This window comes from Streptomyces sp. TN58, from assembly GCF_001941845.1.
Classification (GTDB): domain Bacteria; phylum Actinomycetota; class Actinomycetes; order Streptomycetales; family Streptomycetaceae; genus Streptomyces.
The window spans coordinates 6,903,819-6,920,531 of record NZ_CP018870.1; the positions used below are offsets into that span (position 1 = coordinate 6,903,819).

Annotated in this window: 19 protein-coding genes; 6 read left to right on the forward strand and 13 right to left on the reverse strand. The window is 73.1% G+C overall.

Going from position 1 to position 16,713, the window contains the following annotated elements; translation table 11 throughout:
• The first annotated feature begins 354 nt into the window (after nucleotides 1-354).
• Both BSL84_RS31185 and BSL84_RS31190 read left to right on the forward strand, forming a co-directional pair.
• Nucleotides 355-786, forward strand: coding sequence for an SsgA family sporulation/cell division regulator (locus BSL84_RS31185; protein ID WP_159393597.1), 432 nt, complete (start codon nucleotides 355-357; stop codon nucleotides 784-786).
• 197 nt (nucleotides 787-983) lie between these two features.
• A complete protein-coding gene (locus tag BSL84_RS31190; protein WP_030027315.1) occupies nucleotides 984-1,256 on the forward strand; it encodes a hypothetical protein in 273 nt (90 codons plus the stop codon).
• A gap of 18 nt (nucleotides 1,257-1,274) precedes the next feature.
• On the opposite strand, the gene BSL84_RS31195 is transcribed toward BSL84_RS31190, so the two are convergent.
• Nucleotides 1,275-1,649 carry a helix-turn-helix transcriptional regulator gene (locus tag BSL84_RS31195; protein ID WP_051873095.1) on the reverse strand — a complete coding sequence of 125 codons (375 nt, stop codon included), beginning with the start codon at nucleotides 1,647-1,649 and terminating at the stop codon, nucleotides 1,275-1,277.
• A 189-nt stretch (nucleotides 1,650-1,838) separates the two neighbouring features.
• Between BSL84_RS31195 and BSL84_RS31200 the strand changes: the two genes are divergently transcribed.
• On the forward strand, nucleotides 1,839-2,759 hold the full coding sequence (locus BSL84_RS31200) for a SigB/SigF/SigG family RNA polymerase sigma factor (RefSeq protein ID WP_030027313.1): 921 nt from the start codon (nucleotides 1,839-1,841) through the stop codon (nucleotides 2,757-2,759).
• A gap of 86 nt (nucleotides 2,760-2,845) precedes the next feature.
• A complete protein-coding gene (locus BSL84_RS31205; RefSeq protein ID WP_075971726.1) occupies nucleotides 2,846-3,961 on the forward strand; it encodes a mechanosensitive ion channel family protein in 1,116 nt (371 codons plus the stop codon).
• On the opposite strand, the gene BSL84_RS31210 is transcribed toward BSL84_RS31205, so the two are convergent.
• From BSL84_RS31210 to BSL84_RS31230, 5 genes are all read right to left on the reverse strand, one after another.
• Entirely contained in the window at nucleotides 3,942-4,784 is an 843-nt protein-coding gene (locus tag BSL84_RS31210; RefSeq protein WP_030027311.1) for a class II glutamine amidotransferase, read from the reverse strand. The genes BSL84_RS31205 and BSL84_RS31210 overlap by 20 nt on opposite strands.
• A gap of 166 nt (nucleotides 4,785-4,950) precedes the next feature.
• Complete coding sequence (locus BSL84_RS31215) at nucleotides 4,951-5,202, reverse strand: EF-hand domain-containing protein (RefSeq protein ID WP_030027310.1); 252 nt, start codon at nucleotides 5,200-5,202, stop codon at nucleotides 4,951-4,953.
• A gap of 101 nt (nucleotides 5,203-5,303) precedes the next feature.
• Complete coding sequence (locus BSL84_RS31220; protein WP_030027309.1) at nucleotides 5,304-6,542, reverse strand: cytochrome P450; 1,239 nt, start codon at nucleotides 6,540-6,542, stop codon at nucleotides 5,304-5,306.
• A 99-nt stretch (nucleotides 6,543-6,641) separates the two neighbouring features.
• Nucleotides 6,642-7,751, reverse strand: a complete 1,110-nt coding sequence (locus BSL84_RS31225) for a PI-PLC domain-containing protein (RefSeq protein ID WP_159393598.1) — start codon at nucleotides 7,749-7,751, stop codon at nucleotides 6,642-6,644.
• Between the two features lie 71 nt (nucleotides 7,752-7,822).
• A complete protein-coding gene (locus BSL84_RS31230; protein ID WP_030027307.1) occupies nucleotides 7,823-8,311 on the reverse strand; it encodes a hypothetical protein in 489 nt (162 codons plus the stop codon).
• Nucleotides 8,312-8,589: 278 nt separating this feature from the next.
• Between BSL84_RS31230 and BSL84_RS31235 the strand changes: the two genes are divergently transcribed.
• Nucleotides 8,590-9,228 carry an HAD family hydrolase gene (locus BSL84_RS31235; protein WP_045322723.1) on the forward strand — a complete coding sequence of 213 codons (639 nt, stop codon included), beginning with the start codon at nucleotides 8,590-8,592 and terminating at the stop codon, nucleotides 9,226-9,228.
• A gap of 7 nt (nucleotides 9,229-9,235) precedes the next feature.
• On the opposite strand, the gene BSL84_RS31240 is transcribed toward BSL84_RS31235, so the two are convergent.
• The 6 genes from BSL84_RS31240 to BSL84_RS31265 form a co-directional block, all read right to left on the reverse strand.
• The gene (locus BSL84_RS31240; protein ID WP_030027305.1) at nucleotides 9,236-9,955 is read right to left on the reverse strand and encodes an SGNH/GDSL hydrolase family protein; all 720 of its coding nucleotides are present in this window, start codon (nucleotides 9,953-9,955) and stop codon (nucleotides 9,236-9,238) included.
• Entirely contained in the window at nucleotides 9,952-10,440 is a 489-nt protein-coding gene (locus BSL84_RS31245) for a cupin domain-containing protein (protein ID WP_045322724.1), read from the reverse strand. The genes BSL84_RS31240 and BSL84_RS31245 overlap by 4 nt, the downstream gene beginning before the upstream one ends.
• Nucleotides 10,441-10,537: 97 nt before the next feature.
• Entirely contained in the window at nucleotides 10,538-11,374 is an 837-nt protein-coding gene (locus tag BSL84_RS31250; protein ID WP_045322725.1) for an AraC family transcriptional regulator, read from the reverse strand.
• A gap of 42 nt (nucleotides 11,375-11,416) precedes the next feature.
• The gene (locus BSL84_RS31255; RefSeq protein ID WP_045322726.1) at nucleotides 11,417-12,397 is read right to left on the reverse strand and encodes a DMT family transporter; all 981 of its coding nucleotides are present in this window, start codon (nucleotides 12,395-12,397) and stop codon (nucleotides 11,417-11,419) included.
• A gap of 84 nt (nucleotides 12,398-12,481) precedes the next feature.
• Nucleotides 12,482-13,234 carry an ArsR/SmtB family transcription factor gene (locus BSL84_RS31260; RefSeq protein ID WP_075971728.1) on the reverse strand — a complete coding sequence of 251 codons (753 nt, stop codon included), beginning with the start codon at nucleotides 13,232-13,234 and terminating at the stop codon, nucleotides 12,482-12,484.
• Nucleotides 13,235-13,292: 58 nt separating this feature from the next.
• Nucleotides 13,293-13,832, reverse strand: a complete 540-nt coding sequence (locus tag BSL84_RS31265; protein WP_234308463.1) for a hypothetical protein — start codon at nucleotides 13,830-13,832, stop codon at nucleotides 13,293-13,295.
• Between the two features lie 158 nt (nucleotides 13,833-13,990).
• Between BSL84_RS31265 and BSL84_RS31270 the strand changes: the two genes are divergently transcribed.
• Entirely contained in the window at nucleotides 13,991-14,827 is an 837-nt protein-coding gene (locus tag BSL84_RS31270) for a class I SAM-dependent methyltransferase (RefSeq protein WP_030031017.1), read from the forward strand.
• A gap of 37 nt (nucleotides 14,828-14,864) precedes the next feature.
• Here the strand turns inward: BSL84_RS31270 and dacB are convergent, their stop codons facing one another.
• The gene (gene dacB / locus BSL84_RS31275; protein WP_234308464.1) at nucleotides 14,865-16,508 is read right to left on the reverse strand and encodes a D-alanyl-D-alanine carboxypeptidase/D-alanyl-D-alanine-endopeptidase; all 1,644 of its coding nucleotides are present in this window, start codon (nucleotides 16,506-16,508) and stop codon (nucleotides 14,865-14,867) included.
• Between the last annotated feature and the right edge of the window lie 205 nt (nucleotides 16,509-16,713).

Consider the following 16,713-nt stretch of genomic DNA (forward strand, 5'->3'; position numbering starts at 1 on the left):
GCGACGACTTCGGCGCGGGCATGCCGCCGCGGACCGCGGACGGTCGAGAGTGCCCGACACGACTATCCGCGCGGGCCGGTGCGGTCCGGCGGCCGACACGTCCGCCGTTCCCCCCAATGGCCCGCGAGCGGCCGCACCCGGGCCTCTGGCCGTGCCCCTGTCCGAGCGGCCGTCCGGGCGCATGTCCGGATCCCGCTGTTTCGGACGCGGACGAACGAGCAGACGCGAACCACGGCACCCGTGTCGTCGCGCCGCCGCGCCGTCGCCGCTGCCGTGCCGCCGTGCCGCTCCGGCCGGGCGGCGCGCCCCACCGCCGCCCGGCCGTCCGCCGCCCTCCCGCAGAGACGAGTCATCATGGACCACCGGCCCCACGTCCCCGAGCAGGACCTGACCTGGACGACCGAGATCCACCAGGTGCGGACCCGGCTGCGCTTCCCCCTGCGGGCCACGTTCCGCTGGTCGTCCGAGAGCCCGCTGGAGGTCGAGGTCGCCTTCCACCCGGTGGGGGCCGACGACGTGACCTGGGTGATCGGCCGCGACCTCCTCGCCAGGGGCCTGCGCACCCTGGCGGGAACGGGAGAGGTCCGGATCCGGCCGTGCGCCGGCCCGGGCCGCCAGGGGCAGGTCCTCCTGCGGCTGGGGGCCGAGCCGCCGTACGCCCTCTTCCTGCTGGACCGGGCGGGGCTGGAGTCCTGGCTGGACAGGACATGGGCGGGGGTCCCGCCCGGCCGCGAGGCGGAGCACCTGGACTGGGGATTCTTCGAGGGCCTGCTCGCGGACCGGTAGTGCCGTGACCGGCCCGGGTGCGTGCGCCGGGCGGCTGCTCTAGCGTCGAAGGAGGGGGAGGTCCGGCTGAGCCGGCCCGGTGGCCGCACGCCAGGCCGCGGGCCCCGTCGGCGGTCGCCTGCGGACCCGGAGGCGTAAAGGGGCCCGGGACCGCGCATCCCGAAAGCAGCGGTGAACCCTGAGAGCGGGTGTGTTCCATGCGTACGTCGACACATGTCGCCGGTGTCCTCACCGGCCTGGCCCTCGCACTCGGCGGCACGGCCCTCACGGCCCCCGCCGCGCACGCGGACGTCACGGCCTGCATCAACGAGGTCGAGCGGGAGCTGCGGGGCGGCGAGGCCCCGTCCTACGTCAGGACGGCCTGCTTCACCGGGCAGAGCGGTGACCACGAGGGGTGCGTGACGACCCTCACCAAGGGCGGCGGTGTGACGAACGGCACCGCCGTGACCGCCTGCAAGGTGGCCCCGTAGCCGTCACAGCCGCGGAGGTCACACCAGCGGGAGGGCCCTGTCGTCCGGGACGCCGTCCGCCGGGCCGGGGCCAGGCGCCGCCGGGGCGGCGGACGGCCCCGCGAGGTAGGCCAGGAGGCCGGCGATCTCACGGCCGGCCTCCGCCGGGTGCCGGAAGCGCGCGCCGGGGGCTATGGCGTAGCGGTTGCGCCGCCCGTCACGGGTCCGGGTGAGGTACCCGTCCGTCTCCAGGTCGGTGACGATCCCCTGCACGGTGCGCTCGGTGAGGTCGCAGCCCGCCGCGATGTCGCGCAGCCGGATCCCCGGGTCGCGCGCGATGGCGATCAGGACCCGGGCGTGGTTCGTCAGAAAGGTCCATTGGTTCCGACGGGAACCCGCGTGCTCGTTCTCCACTCCGACATTCTTGAGGGGCGAATCGCGAAAATCAAATCCCGAAAAGTTTTTCCGGTATAACTTGACGTGTGTCCGGGCTCCCGGCAGGGTGCAGGGGAGCGGAAGGGGACTTCCGCACCGACCGAGCAACGAGCGACCCAGATCGCGCTACGCGCCGCAAGCACCTGTGCCCAAGGAGCGACGATGACCATGACGGCCACGACCGAGGCCACCACCTCGGCGACGCCTCCCACGACGGACCGAACCCCCGCCGACGGCGCCGCGGAGGGCCCCGCGCTCAGCGGGCTGCCCGAGGTGCCCTGCCCGCGGGAACTGTCGACCGTCGACGCCCGGCAGCTGACCCGGGTGTTCTTCGAGCGGCTGCGGAGCCTGGAGGAAGGCACCCGCGAGTACCAGTACGTGCGCGGCACGCTGATCGAGATGAACATCTCACTGGTGAACTTCGCAGCCCGCCCGTTCCGTGACCGTCCCGGCGGACCCGAGAACGAGGACATCGTCCAGGTCGGCATCATCGGCCTCATCAAGGCCATCGACCGCTACGACCCGGAACGCAACACCCAGTTCACGACGCTCGCCCTGCCCTACATCACCGGGGAGATCAAGCGCCACTTCCGCGACGCGACCTGGGCCGTGCGGGTCCCGCGCCGGCTCCAGGAGCAGCGCCTGCTGCTCGCGAAGGCCACGGAGGAGCTGACCTCCGAGACGGACCACGCGCCCACCCCGGCGGAACTGGCCGCCCACCTGGGCCTCACCGAGGACGAGGTCCGCGAGGGCCTGGTGGCGGCGAACGCCTACTCCACCCAGTCCCTCGACGCACCCCAGACCGAAGCCGGCGGCACCGGTGCCGCGGCGGGCGGCCAGTCCGCCCGCTCCCTCGCCGAGACCGTCGGCGGCCTCGACCCCGCGCTGGAGGCCGTCGAGGACCGCCAGGCCCTCGGGCCCCTGCTCGCCGGCCTCGACGAGCGCAGCACCCGCATCCTGGAGCTGCGCTTCGGCCAGGAGATGACCCAGGCGGAGATCGGCGAGGAGGTCGGCCTCTCCCAGATGCACGTCTCCCGCCTGCTCACCCGCACCCTGGAGAACCTGCGCGAGGAGATGCTGCGCGACTGACCGGCGGTCGGAGGACCTCAGGGGGCCGGGCGGCCGTCACCGCCCGGCCGCCCCGACCCGTTCCCGAGACCTGACACCGGGGAGTCATGAACAGCTTCATCCGACTGCTGGCCGTCCTCGGCGGCTCCGCCGTGCTCACCCTCGTCGTGGGCCGCCTCACCGACCTGCTGCTGCGGCGCGCCGACGACCGCCACCACGAAACACCCCTGTGGCACATGCTCCGCCGCCGCGGACCGGCGTTGCGGGTGCTGCTGTTCACGGCGGTGCTGCGCGGCGCGTACCGGCAGATCGAATGGCGGCCGCTGCACGACCACGAGGCCGCCGTGGGCCGGACCCTGACGCTCGTGCTGATCGGCGCGGGAGCGTGGTGCGTCGTCGGCGTCGCCTCCGCCATAGTGGAATCCTCCTACGCCCGCTACGCGTTGGGCACCCGCGACCCCTCACGCGTACGCCGGGTCCGCACACAGGTCACGCTCATCAGAAGGATCGTCACCGCCGTCGTCGCCGTGGTCGCGGCGGCCGCGATGCTGCTCACCTTCCCCGCCTTCAAGGCCGTCGGCACGTCCGTGCTCGCCTCGGCCGGCGTCATCGGCATCGTCGCGGGCGTGGCCGCCCAGTCCACTCTCGGAAACCTCTTCGCCGGCTTCCAGATCGCCTTCGGCGACATGGTGCGCATCGGGGACACCGTCGTCGTCGACGGGGAGTGGGGTGTCGTCGAGGAGGTGACGCTCACCCTGATCGCCGTGCGCACCTGGGACGAGCGCCGGATCACCATGCCCGTCTCGTACTTCACCTCGCGGCCCTTCGAGAACTGGTCGCGCGGCGGCGTCCAGATGACCGGCACGGTCTTCCTCCACTGCGACCACACCGCCCCCGTCCCCCTCATGCGCGAGAAGCTGAAGGAGATCCTGGACGGCTGCGAGGCCTGGGACGGCCGAGGCTGGAACCTGGCCGTCACCGACGCCACCCCCACCACCATCGTGGTCCGGGCCATCGTCACGGCCGAGGACGCGGACCGGCTGTGGACGGCCCGCTGCGAGGTACGCGAGCAACTGGTCGGATGGCTGGCGGAGAAGCACCCCTACGCCCTGCCCCGCGTCGCCACGTCCGCGGCCGCACCCCTGCCGGACCCTGCCGGGGGACCGCTCGCGCCCGCGGCGCCGGCCGCGGACCGCCCCGGCGTCAGGCGGCCAGCGGGGTGAAGGGGTACAGCCCGTCCGCACCCGGCTGCACGATCCCGTAACTGCTCTCCGGCACCTCGTTCCACGCCCCGGGCAGGTCGCCGAGCGGCTCGGACACCACCAGGCGGGTCTCGTCGGACACGCCCTGCAGGAAGCGCATGTCGGGGTGCAGCCTGCGCAGCGTCTCCACCCGGCTGCTGTAGAACAGCGACCGGGACGCGCCCTCGCTGGAATAGCGGAAGGCCCACACCGCGACGCCGTTGGTGACGGCCACCGTCATCTGCATCGGATGCTCCACACCGTGTTCCCGGCCGACCCGCTCCACCACCCCCACCATCCTGGCGACGGCGCCCGGCGGGTCCTCCTCCAGGCCGAGGGTGAGCGCCAGGTAGAACATCACCTCGGAGTCCGTCGTGCCCTCGATCTCCCCGTACAGCGCGGGATCGACGAGCAGGGCGAGGTCCCGCCGCATCGTGTGGAAGCCGGCGATGGCTCCGTTGTGCATCCACATCCAGCGGCCGTGGCGGAAGGGATGGCAGTTCGTCTGCTGCACCGCCGTGCCCGTCGACGCCCGGATGTGGGCGAAGAACACCGGCGAGGTGACATGGTCCGACAGCTCCCGCAGGTTGCGGTTGTTCCACGCGGGACCGACGTCCCTCATCAGGGCGGGGGTGCCGTCGCCACTGCCGCCGTCCGGATACCACCCGACGCCGAAACCGTCACCGTTGGTCGTCTCCACACCCAGCTTGGAGTGGAGGCTCTGGTCGATCAGCGAGTGGGCGGGTTTGTACAGGATGGTGTCGAGCAGCACGGGGGTTCCCGAATACGCCAGCCACCGGCACATGTGCGATCACCTGACTCGTCCGCCCCGTCCGGTCGGCCGTGCCGTGCCGTGCCGCGCCGCGGGCCGGCCGGGGCCGTAACCGCCCGCGTGGACGCCCCGTCGCCCATGCGCCATTCTCCCGCCGCCCGGCGGGAGCCGCACGCGGGACGAACGGGCACCGGAGCGGCTACCAGCCGAAGCGGCGGTCGACGACGGCCGCGAACTCCTCGAAGCTCAGCACACGGTCGCCGTTCTGGTCGGCCGCGTCGAAGAGGGCCGAGGAGTCCTCGGTGTCCCCCACACCCCAGAACGGGATCGCTCCCTGCGCGGCGAGCGTGGGCCCCTTGGAGCGCAGGGCGCCGATGACCTCGGCGCGTGTCAGGGTGCCGTCCTGGTCGAGGTCGAGGGCGTCGAACAACCGCCGGGCCTTCTCACTCATCACATGTCCTCTCAGCGGTGCGCGCGCCGTCGCGGCCGACGGGTCCTGTAACCGAGGACGCGATCGGCCCCCGTAAGGTTGCCCGGCCCGCAGGGCGCGACTCACCAGACGGCGTGCAGCGCCTCCGGCGAGCGGTGGATCAGGGTGGGCCGCATCCGCGGCCGGGGACGGCCGGGGTCCGGGCGCAGCCCCGGCAGGCGGCTCGTCAGCAGCTCCAGCGTCAGCCGCAGCTGCTCGCGCGCGAGCCGGGATCCGGGGCAGCCGTGCGGGCCGTGCCCGAAGGCGAGGTGCCGGCGGTTCACGGGCCGGGTGATGTCGAACTCGCCGGCCCGTTCGTAGCGCTCCCCGTCGCGATTGGCCGCACCGTACGCCACCAGCACGGCGGCCCCGGCGGGCAGCTCGCTGCCGCCGAGGGCGACCGGCCGGGTGGTGGTCCGCCGGAAGGCCTGGATGGCGGTGTCGTGGCGGGCCGCCTCCTCCACCGCCGCCGGGATCAGCGACGGATCGGCGCAGAGCATCCGCCACTGCCGCCGGTCCTCGTCGAGCAGGTGCATCAGTGCCGTGCCGATGAGGGCTCCGGTGGTGAGGAATCCCGCGATCAGCAGGTTCTGCAGGCTCGTCACCAACTCGTGGCGCTGCTCCAGGGTGAGCTCGCCCGTACCGGGGGCGAGATCGGACACCATGGCCGAGCACAGGTCGTCCCGCGGCCGGTCGCGCCGGTCGCGCACGTACCCGTCCAGCAGGTGCTGGAGCGCGACCACGTCCTCGGCCGCGGCCGCCTGTCCCTCCGGGGGCAGCGGACGGAACAGAAGCTCCTCGGCCCGGTAGCCGCCGAGCACGGCCGCGGGCACGTCGGCCGGGTCCAGCCCGATCAGCCGCCCCACCACCATCCCCGGCAGCCGCCGCGCGTACGCCTCCACCAGATCCGCGGATCCGTCCGCCGCGAAGCCGTCCACCAGCTCCGCGGCGCACGCCCGCGCGTACGGGACCAGCGCCGCCACCCGCCCGGCCGACAGCCCCCGGTTGAGCGGGGCCCGGTGCCGGCGGTGGGCGGCGCCGTCCGAGGACACGACCGTGGGCCGGGGCCCGAACCCCCGCGACAGGACGGCCAGCGCCGCCTCCGACAGCTCCGCCGGCGGGACGTCCGGGAGCAGGGCGTTCGCGGAGGAGAAGTCCTCCGCGCGCAGCAGCACCTCCCGTACGTCGCGGTCGCGCGCGACCAGCCACGCGTCGAACTCGGGCACGTACGTGAGCCCTTCGGCCCGGCGGGCGCGGTCGTACAGCGGGTACGGGTCGCGGTACAGCTCGTCACGCCGTGCCTGCTCGTCGTGCCACGTCACAGGGGGACCTCCGGGGAGCGCGCGGGACCGGGCGGGGCGCCCGGCCATCCTGCCCGAACCCGGCCGCGCCCGACAGGGCGCGAGCCGGGGCGGGAAGGATCAGGAGCCGGAGTTGAGTTCGGCGACGATCGAGGCGGGGGTGTGGCCGCTGCTGTCCGACAGGCGGTGGAAGTCGACCGAGACGAAGTTCGGCGCGCGGCCGCCGGCCGCGGGCCGGCACCGCTCGGCGATGCGGTTCCTGAGCTTCGCGCCGTTGTCCAGCGCCGCCGTCAGCACGGTGGGCACGTTGCGGTGATGGCTCATCGTGAACAGTCGCCGGAAGCCGGGCTCCTGCCGGTCCAGGGGCACGTCCGGCCAACGGCTCACGCAGGACGTGTCGTTGCCCAGGTCGCCCAGGCTCCAGTAGTTGCTCACCGTCCAGGACCTGTCGTACATGACGCCCAGGTGTTCGCGGTCCGACCGGTCCGAGAAGATCAGCAGCCGCTTGCCGGAGGTGACCAGGTCGGCGGCCTTGGGCCAGCCCTTCTGCCGCACGCCCCACTCGTCCGGCCTGAACACCATGTCGGACAGCCCCCTGACCCGGCCCAGGGACCCGCCCAGCTGGTCGGCGCCCACGTAGTCCTCCAGGAACACGGTCACGATCTCCTGCGGGTGCGCGGCGAGGAAGTCCACCACCGTCTGCATGGTGCCGTGGAAGGACTGGCGGGGCAGCGCGTAGGTGGCACCCGCGAAGGTCTTGCAGTCGCCGTGGCACAGGTACACGTCGCTCGGGTAGCAGTCGCTGCCGAAGCTGATGACGCACAGCCAGGTGCTGCGCTCGTACCAGTGGGTGTCCAGGCTGAGGCCGCGGACGCCGCCTTCGAGCTGTGCGCGCACTGATTCGGACTGGTTGACGGAACTCCAGCGGGAGTCCTCGTAGTTGGTGAAGGCGTTGTGGGTGGTCAGGAAGGAGACCTCGTCCAGGCGCCGGTCGCCCCAGCGGGCGGCCGCGAGGTCGGCGAGGGCGCCTACCGGGGCGGCGCGGGTCGTCGTCGCGGTGCCGGCGGTGGAGGCGGTGGCCGTGGTCGCCGTGCCCAGCAGCGCCGGCAGGAGCAGGCACACCGCGGTGCGCCGGTGGTACCGGGGGGAGGGCCGGGGGGTCTGCCCCCTCCGCAGCGCACCGCGCAGGCGTCCGCGGAACCCCACTCGCCTCATGTCCATGTCAATCATGGCGGGAGGTTAGCGCGCGCCTCGGCGTTATAGCTCCCGGTGGACGCGCGCGGGATGCCCGCGGGCGCGGCTCAGTAGCGCAGAGCCCTGGCGGTCTGCGCCGACACCGTGCCGGACAGCTTGTGCGTGCTCCGGGCCGTGCCCTGGCCCGTACCCTTCCCGGGGACGTCGGAGACCGTCACCACCACGGTGTCGACGAGGTTGCCGCTCTCGTCCTTGAACTCCACCTGCACGGCGAAGGACTTGGCCGCGTCGTCGGTGTTCCGCACGGTCACGGGGACCGTCGTGTAGCCATCCCCGCCGGTGGCCACGGTGCCCAGGGACACCTGATCCTTGGCGTCCACGCCGTCCTTGACCTCGGCGAGCTTGTCCTTCGCGACGGCGGCAGCGGACTCGGCGGCCTTCGCGGCCTCGGACGCGGCCGACGAGACCGCCTCGCCGGCCGACTTCACCGCGGACGCGGCACTGGACACGGCCCCGCCCGGGTCGCCGTCGCCGCCCGAGCAGCCGGCGGCGCCGAGCACCACCGCCGCCAGCACCGCACCTGCCGCACCACGCATCCACGCGACCGTAGCCACCACGCCTCCAAGGGTGTTCCGGACCTCCCAGTCAAGGCCCCGGCACCCCCCGCCCGCCCGCTGGACGGGGCATCCGGGTGAGAAACGGGCGTACCGCTCCAGGGGACGGAAGCGAGTTTTCAAGGCAGCGCCTTGTGACAGGGCTGTCACAGCTTCGAAGATCGCTTGATCTTGCCCCGGTGGGAGAGACGACAGTGTCTCGATCACATGAGCGGGCGGTGTGCTCGCTGGTCAGACCAGGACGAAGAGGGGGAGTCGGCGTGACCGCGACCTGCGTCATTCTCGACATCGGCGGCGTGTTGGAGATCACGCCGGAAACGGGATGGGTGCAACGGTGGGAAGAGCGGCTGAGGCTGCCTCTCGGCACTGTCCGCGAACGGATGCACGACGTGTGGCGGGCTGGGAGCGTTGGGAGCATCGGCGAACGAGAAGTGCACGAGCAGGTGGCAGCCCGTCTGGGTCTCGACGACCCCCAGGTCGAAGCCTTCATGGCTGATCTCTGGGCGGAGTATCTGGGGACGCCGAACGAGGAGTTGATCGCCCATGTGCAAGGGCTGCGCGGAAGCTGCAGACTGGGCATCCTGAGCAACAGCTTCGTCGGTGCCCGGGAGCGGGAGGCGACGCTGTACCACTTCGACGAACTGGTGGAACAGATCGTCTACTCACACGAGATCGGTGTCGAGAAGCCCGACCTGCGGGCCTTCGAAGCGGCATGCGCCAGCTTGGATGTGCGGCCGGAAAACTGCCTGTTCATCGATGATGTCGCAGTCAACGTCGAGGCCGCCCGGGCGGCGGGCATGCAGGCGCATCTGTTCGAGGACAACGCTCGGACCGTCACGCGCATCGCAGCCCATCTGAATGCCGAGCCCTTGGCTCCAGAGCGGGTCCCGCTCGGATGACGTCGGGCTACGGGCTGCGGGGCAGCAGTCCGGCGTCGATGACCTCGGCGATATGGGTGGCGCCGCGACTGTTCTGGTGGATGTGGTCGGTCGTGAGTAGGAGGCCTCGCCGCCGCGAGATCGTGTCCAGGCTGCGGCGCAGCACCGCATGCTGGAAGAGGACACCGACGACCGCCGCGGGCGTCGCCTCCCGGTACGGGATCGGCGGCGGGTCCGCTTGGCGCAGTTCCTCGGTCTGGCGCTCGTGGAGCGGAAGGTAGGCCACCCCGTCGGTGGCGGCGACCTCCGCGATCATCCGGCTGTACGCCTGCGACGCCTGTGCCGCTGCTCCGTCCGGTTGTTGGCCGAGCACCGGGAGCGACAGCAGGCCGATCGTCGCGTCCGTCTCCGCTCGCAGCCGTGCTACGACGGCTCCCAGGCACTGTTGGAACCAGCCTGCCGACGGGCGGTCGGGGAGCTGCTTGCGCTTCATGGCCTGCTCGACGGGGTAGCCGGCCAGGCTCGCTCGGGCGTCGTTGGTCCCGATCAGCACGGTGATCACATCGGGCGGGTTCCGGACCACGGCATCGAGGCGCTGCAAAAGGTTGTAGGCGAAGTCGCCGTTGGCGCCGAAGCGCGCAGGCCGTACGTCACCGGGAGGGAGCCGTCGTCCGAGCAGTTCCAGGTAGTCGGCACTGAACTGCGCGCGGGTGAGGCTGTCGCCGAGGCACGCGACGCGTGTCGTCACGGCGCTGCCTGCGGGCTGGGCGTGCCGGCGCGTTCGGTCGGGCGGGTGTCGGTCCGAGGACGGGTGGCGGTCCGAGGACGGTGGTCGGTGCCGAGGGGCGCGGTGACGGCCAGGATGGACGCAGGCCCCTCCATGTCGACCACGTGCCATACCCCCGCCGGGTTGACGGTGGCCTCGCCCGGTCCGAGCAGAACGCGGTCGGGCACCCCGTCCACGTCGCGGGTGACCGTCACGGACCCGCTGAGGCAGACGACCAGTTCGTCGCCTGCGGGGTGACTCTCCCAGTGGTCGCCGGGCCCGTCGCCGTCGAAGATCATCACCATCCGGCCCTCGGCGCCGTCCGCCGCGACCGCGGCGCTGTAGGCCTGGAGCACTTCCGGGTCCCAGGCGAAGCCCTCGACGGGTTGCGCTCTCGATCCCAGTCCGAGGTGCACCGGGGTGGTCCGCAGGTCCACGGCATCGCGTTCGTGATTGAGGAGTCTCATGCCGACGATCGTCCACGACAGCGATCGGGGCCGTCTTGAACAAAAGGGAAGGGAAGCCGGCGCGACGGGCAGACGGCTCGGCTGTTCGGCGGCTCGGCTACCCGGCTCCGAGGAGGACTTCGCCGCGACGCCAGACCGTCGGCGACCGGCCCGTGAACTCGCGCCAGTCCCGGACGAGATGGGCCTGGTCGGCGTAGCCGGAGGCGGTTGCCACATGGCTCCACGGGAGAGGGTCCCGCACCGCCGCCAGTTCGTGCGCGTGCTCGAAGCGCAGGACTCGGGCGAAGGTCTTCGGCGACAGGCCGACCTCACCGCGAAACCGCTCGGTCAGGTACCGGCGGCTCCAGCCGAGTTCCGCGGCGACCGCACCGACCTGGACGCAACCCCGCGCGGCGACGAGGCGGCGCCACGCCTCGGCCACCTCGGGGCGCACCCGGCGCACACGGTCGCCGCAGGGGCCGCGGCCGACAGCTCGCAGGAGCAGTTCGTCCAGCGCGGCGAACCGCGCCGGCCACGTCGTCGCCGATCGGAGCCGGTCGACCAGCTCGACGGCAAGCGCTCCGAGAAGTTCGTCGAGTGGGACCAGCCGGTGGGCGAGCTCGGCGGCGGGCATGCCGTAGACGGCCCGGGCCCCGAGCGGTGTCAGCGATATCCGAACACCCTCCTCGCGTCCGTCGTGGTGGATCGCGACGGACCGGCACATCAGACCGCCGGCCAGGCTGCCGAACCGGGTGACCGGTGACGCGCCGTCAACGCCCGCCGCCACCTCCAGAGGATCCGACAGGCTGATCACCGCAGTCAGCGCGCGGCTCGGCGGTCCGCAGTGCACCCCCGTCGGGAGCCCGCGGAGGTCGAAGCCGACGTACGAGTCGACGTACTGCCGCAAGGCGGGCGCCGGACGTGCACGGATCCCGGTGGCCGTGTGGTCCCCCATTGCGTCAGTGTACGAGTCGCCGCCCGGCGCAGGACGTCAAGATCATCCCGTTGCCCCCTTGTCGTGCACCCCGCGCACCTCTCTCTTGGGGGCGGGTGAAGAGCCGTCGACGGGAGTCCGCGGGGTGCGGTTACGCGGGGCGTACCGGGAGACCGCCACGCCGGCCAGGCACAGCAGCCCGCCGAGCAGCGTCAGCCAGGCAGGTACCTCGCCCAGCAGGGCCCAGCTCAGCAGGACGACGATGGCCGGGACGGCGTACGTCGTCGCTCCCAGCCGGCCTGCGGGCATGCGCGCCAGGGCGTAGGTCCAGGTGGTGAAGGCGAGGGCGGTGGGGACCACGCCCAGGTAGACCATGTTCAGGGTCGCGGACAGCGGCGCCCGGGGAAGCTCGTCGAGCAGCCGTCCCGTGAAGGGCAGGCAGACCGCGGCGCCCACCATGCAGCTGTAGGCGGTGATCTGGAGGGGTGTTCCGTACGACAGGGCGGGCTTCTGGGCGATCACGCCGGTCGCGTAGGCCATCGCCGCGAGCAGGCACAGGAGTACTCCGAGGAGCGAGGTGGAGCCGCCGTCGCCCGTGGACATGGACAGGCCCACGACCGCCGCCCCGACGAAGGAGACGGCCATGCCGCCCAGCAGGCGCGGCGGCAGCGCCTCGCCGAGCAGGCGGGCCGCGAGCAGAGCCATGAGGACGGGACCGGTGTTCACGAGCAGGGACGCCGTGCCGGCGTCGACCAGCCGCTCACCCCAGTTCAGGGCGACCGTGTAGCCGCAGAACCACACCACACCGGAGATGAGGATCCCGCGCCAGGCCTCGCGGGGCGGCAGCCCCTGCCTGCGGATCAGGAGCAGGACGCCGAGCACCAGCGAGGCGGCCAGCAGCCGGCCCAGGGCCAGGGCGCCCGGGGAGTACGCCGTCCCCGCGCTGCGGATGGAGACGAAGGCGGAGGCCCAGGCGAACACCGTGAAGGTGACCGCGCCGACGGTGAGGACGCCGGGCGGTATCGGACTTGAGCGGAACGTCATGCCACCACCATACGACCACAACATTTCGGCATCCACCGAAATATGGTTCGGGGCCCAAGTGGCCCAGGCCGGCTCACCGCAGGCTCAGGACCAGTCACCGGAGGTGATCCCCAGGAGGCCGCCGAAAGCCCGCTCGCCGGCCGCGGTCACCTCCAGCGCCCGCCCGCCGCCCGGCGGGCGCACCACCCAGCCCTCCGCAAGCGCCCGCGCGCACAGCCCCGCCCCCGCCAGGCCGCCCAGATGGCGGCGCCGCTCGGTCCAGTCCAGGCAGGAGCCGGCCGGCCGCCTGCGGCCCTCGCCCGCGAGGTCGACATCGGCCTCGGCGCACCAGAGGCGACCTGCCTCCGTCAGCTCGAACACGCCGTCCGTGCGCAGCAGCCCGCGCCGTTCCATCGCATCCGTCACCGCCATGCCCAGCCGCCCGGCGAAGTGGTCGTAGCAGGTCCGGGCCCTGGCCAGCGGATCCGGTGCGCTGACGACCGGCACGGCGTGCGGGGTGTCCCGGTCCGGGATGGCGTACGAGGCGAGCTCGTCCAGCAGGCGGGCGGTCGCGGCGTCCGCGACGCGGACGTAACGGTGCCGGCCCTGCCGCTCGGTCACGCAGATGCCGGCATCGAGCAGCCGGTTCAGGTGTCCGGAGACGGTCGAGGGCGCCACCCCCGTGATCCGGGCCAGCTCGCCGGCGGTCCATGCGCGGCCCTCCAGCAGCGTCATGCAGATCGCGGCCCGGGTCTCGTCGGCCAGTGCCGCGGCGAAGGCCGCCAGCCGGGCGGCGGGAGCCGGGGCGTCCGCGGCGCCGGGGGCGGACGCGGCGGGCCCGGGAAGTGACTCGTTCATACGTCCAGGATGCCCGATGGTTTCGGCGGGCGGCGAACCATCCGGTCGACGGAAGGGGTCAGTGTCCGGCCGCTGCCTTCACCAGGGCCACCGCCAGGCCGATCGCCGCGTCGAGCGCCCCGGCCAGCAGGGCCACGGCGGCGCCGCTGCCCATGCGTACGCCCCCGTACCATCCCCAGCCGAAGAGCCCGGCGACGCTCACGCCGGCCGAGGCGTACAGGGCGGTCCGCAGGTCCATCACCCCCAGTGCGGAGGAGGCGATCAGGATCAACGGGGCGACGGCGGACAGCAGCAGGGGACTGCCGATCCAGAGCATGTGCCGCAACTCGGCCCCGGTGGCGAGGCGGCCGTGGACGACGCGGTGGGCCTGCTGGTCCGCGACGAGCATCGCCATCCACAGTCCGACGGCGGCCGTCAGCACCGTGGCCGCCGTCCCGGCGGCGCCCGCGTGCTCCGAGGCGGCCAGACCGATCACCACCGAGATCATGGTGATGGTCGCGTACAGCCGCTCCTTCAGCCGGGCGGCGGCCGCCGCCGCCACGTCGGCGGGCGAATCGGCACCTCCGGCGGCTCCGGCGGCGGCTCCGGCATGATCCATGCCGTCAGCGTAGGTCCTGTCCCCGAACTGCCGGGTCAGGCGCCACGTCCAGGTCGGGGCAGAGGGGCGCGCCCCCCGTGCGCCCTGCCCTGACGGGGCTTCAGGGGCCACACTGGAGGCCCGGGGGTGCGTCGCCCCCGTCACGAGGAGGCGGTGGCATGCCGGCGGAGGACCCTGCGGAGCGGCCCGCTCCGGCCGTACGGCCCGAGGTGTGGGAGACGTACGGGCCGGCCGATCTCAGCGCCGTGCCCGTGTTCGCCGGAGGGTTCATCAACTTCGGCTACTGGCACTCCGTCGACCTCGAAGGGCCGCTCTCGCAGGCGGACCGGATCCGAAGCGAGCAGGACCTCTACCGTCATGTGCTCGACGCGCTCGCCCCCGACGGCGGCCGCGCCGTGGAGGTCGGCTGCGGCCTCGGCCTCGGGTGCGCCCTCGCCCTCGACGAGTACGGCCCCGCGGCGGTCACCGGTGTGGACGTCCACCCCCAGCAGCTCCGTCGGGCCCGCGAAGCGAACTCGCCGCTGCTCGCCGCCGAGCCGCGGCGGCTGTCCTTCGTCCTCGGAGCGGCCGAGAGCCTGCCGCTCGGCGACGCGCAGTACGACTGCCTGTACAGCGTCGAGGCGGTCCAGCACTTCCCGGACCTGCCGGCGTTCGCCCGGGAGGCGGCGCGGGTGCTGCGGCCCGGCGGGCGGGTCGCGGTCGCCGGCTTCTTCAGCGTGGAGGGAGCCCCCGACCCGGAGAAGCGGCTCGCGGGCCTGCTGGAGACGTTCGCCAGCGGACTCGACATCGCCCGGCCCGTGTCCCGGCTGGCGCACGCCCTGCGCGAAGCCGGATTCGACGACGTCCGGGCCGACTCGATCGGCCCGCAGGTCTGGCCCGGCTGGGACCGCTGGCTCGCCCGCCTCTGGGCGCCCGGCACCTGGCCGCGGAACTTCATGGCCGCCTGGGAGCAGCAGATCCTCGACTACTACCTGGTCACGGCCGCCCGCCGGTAGGCCTCCGCCCGACAGCCGAGGCCACCGGGGCCGCCCGTCAGGGCGTAGGTCGCGGAGCCTCCTGCAGGTACGCGGCGATCATGGCCAGGTCGTCGGCTATGGCCACCACGTCCTGGGTGTCCGGGCCGGGGGTGGAAGCGCCGTTCACACCCGCGTAGAAGGGGTCGAAGCGGCCGCCGCCCCGGTCCAGGTATCCGGCGATGGTGATGGCCCCGACGGCCAGCCGGTCGTTGAGCGCGTCCTCTCCGACCGCCGCACCGGTCTTGGCGAACACCTTCCCGCGCGCCGGGCATTCGCGGCAGTTCAAGGCCAGCAGACCGTCGACACCGAGGATGGGCAGCGCCTCGCGGAAGAGCCGGGCGTCGGGGGTCCGCTGCCAGTACGCCAGCATCTGCACCAGTGCGGCGGGCGTGGCCCGGTCGGCCGGGTTGCCGCCCCTGCCGTCCGCCAACTGCAGCTCACCGCGGTCCACGCCCGCCTCGTCCAGGAAGTCCGCGAGGACCGGGAAGCCGTCCTCGCACTGGCGGCTGCCGGTCGTGACCGCCATCAGGCAGATGCCCAGGTTGGCGCCCAGGTTGTGGCTGACCTTGAGGATCAGCTTGGCGTACTGGGCGTAGGGCGGGGAGGTGTACGCGGCCACCCGCGGGCGGCCGTCGTAGTCGCGGGGGAGCCTGGCGACCGGGTTGGGGCCGGCCGGGTCCGCGGTGACGTCCACCCCGGCCCGTTCGAGTGCCTGGATCAGCGCGGCGCGCCCGAACGCGGCCGGGTCGGTGACGGGGGAGGTGCGCAGCAGTGGCTGGGCGCCGGCCGCGATCGTGCCCGACAGCCGGATCCGGGTGCCGCCGTCGGTGGCCGTCACCGTGATGTCCGTCGGCTTCCCGGCGGCGACGGTCTTCACCGTGGAGCTGACCTGGTACGGGGCGACCTTCGGCCGCCAGTCCAGCCGGGCGGCGGCGCCGGCGCTGTCCCCGGGAGTGGTCAGGAGGTCGATCAGGTTGTCGTTGATGATCAGCGGTGTCGGGGTCGGGTCCAGGACCGGGTCGGGGGCGAACAGCCGGCTGTCTACGATCACGTCCCCGGCCACGCGGGTGATGCCGGAGGCGCGTACCTGCCGGGCGAGCTCGTCGATCCCGGCGAGGGGGTTCTCCGGGGTCAGGGTCGCGCCCGTGAAGTCGTTGGCGTAGGTGTGGTCGAGGTCGGTGTACGCGACCGTGCCGTCGGGGCGCGTCCTGCCGCCCATGGTCAGGTCTCCCTGGGCGACGAGGTCGAGGTCGCCGGTCAGGGTGGCGCCGCTGCGGTCGCCGACCGCGTAGACGGGTGTCACGAAGCGGTGTTCCGAGCCGAGGGTGTGCCACGGGCCGGAGACGCTGACCAGTTTGGCGGTGGACCCGGGGACGAAGAACTGGTCGGGGTACATGCTGTGCACCACGCGGCGGCCGTCGGGACCGGTCTGCAACAGACCCCACTGGGCGTTGCGGTACTCCGGCTTCCGCATGATCTCCGTGATGCGCGGGTCGAGCCCGCCGGCGTCCCCGCCGCCGGTCGGCGAGGGCGTGGGAGCGGGGGGCGGGGTCGGGGCCGCAGCGGTCGCGGTACCGGAGGCCAGTGCCACGAACAGGAGGGCGGCGCAGACGGCGGCCATGCCGCGGCGCAGCGGGGCGGAGGGGTACGGACCGTTCACAGCGCGCTCCGTTCGTCGCGGGCTGCCGTCCCCGAGGCCTGTGAACAGCGTGGCACGCACGGCGGATTCCCGCATGCATGTCACCGCGCCGGCCGCACTTGGCCCGGCAGGCCACCTCGCCCGAGAGGTCCGGGTCCGGTGGCCTGCCAGGGGCGGACCGACGCATGGCCACCGGCCGGTCCGCCGTCCCGCCGGCGCTCCTGGC

Bases quoted from the DNA above. Each gene is read 5' to 3' on its own strand.
- BSL84_RS31215 (WP_030027310.1), bottom strand. From the start codon at position 5,202: ATGAGTGAGAAGGCCCGGCGGTTGTTCGACGCCCTCGACCTCGACCAG.
- BSL84_RS31225 (WP_159393598.1), bottom strand. From the start codon at position 7,751: ATGATTGACATGGACATGAGGCGAGTGGGGTTCCGCGGACGCCTGCGC.
- BSL84_RS31200 (WP_030027313.1), top strand. From the start codon at position 1,839: ATGACGGCCACGACCGAGGCCACCACCTCGGCGACGCCTCCCACGACG.
- BSL84_RS31210 (WP_030027311.1), bottom strand. From the start codon at position 4,784: ATGTGCCGGTGGCTGGCGTATTCGGGAACCCCCGTGCTGCTCGACACC.
- BSL84_RS31245 (WP_045322724.1), bottom strand. From the start codon at position 10,440: ATGAGACTCCTCAATCACGAACGCGATGCCGTGGACCTGCGGACCACC.
- BSL84_RS31205 (WP_075971726.1), top strand. From the start codon at position 2,846: ATGAACAGCTTCATCCGACTGCTGGCCGTCCTCGGCGGCTCCGCCGTG.
- BSL84_RS31265 (WP_234308463.1), bottom strand. From the start codon at position 13,832: ATGGATCATGCCGGAGCCGCCGCCGGAGCCGCCGGAGGTGCCGATTCG.
- BSL84_RS31255 (WP_045322726.1), bottom strand. From the start codon at position 12,397: ATGACGTTCCGCTCAAGTCCGATACCGCCCGGCGTCCTCACCGTCGGC.
- BSL84_RS31260 (WP_075971728.1), bottom strand. From the start codon at position 13,234: ATGAACGAGTCACTTCCCGGGCCCGCCGCGTCCGCCCCCGGCGCCGCG.
- BSL84_RS31250 (WP_045322725.1), bottom strand. From the start codon at position 11,374: ATGGGGGACCACACGGCCACCGGGATCCGTGCACGTCCGGCGCCCGCC.
- BSL84_RS31185 (WP_159393597.1), top strand. From the start codon at position 355: ATGGACCACCGGCCCCACGTCCCCGAGCAGGACCTGACCTGGACGACC.
- BSL84_RS31270 (WP_030031017.1), top strand. From the start codon at position 13,991: ATGCCGGCGGAGGACCCTGCGGAGCGGCCCGCTCCGGCCGTACGGCCC.
- BSL84_RS31190 (WP_030027315.1), top strand. From the start codon at position 984: ATGCGTACGTCGACACATGTCGCCGGTGTCCTCACCGGCCTGGCCCTC.
- BSL84_RS31230 (WP_030027307.1), bottom strand. From the start codon at position 8,311: ATGCGTGGTGCGGCAGGTGCGGTGCTGGCGGCGGTGGTGCTCGGCGCC.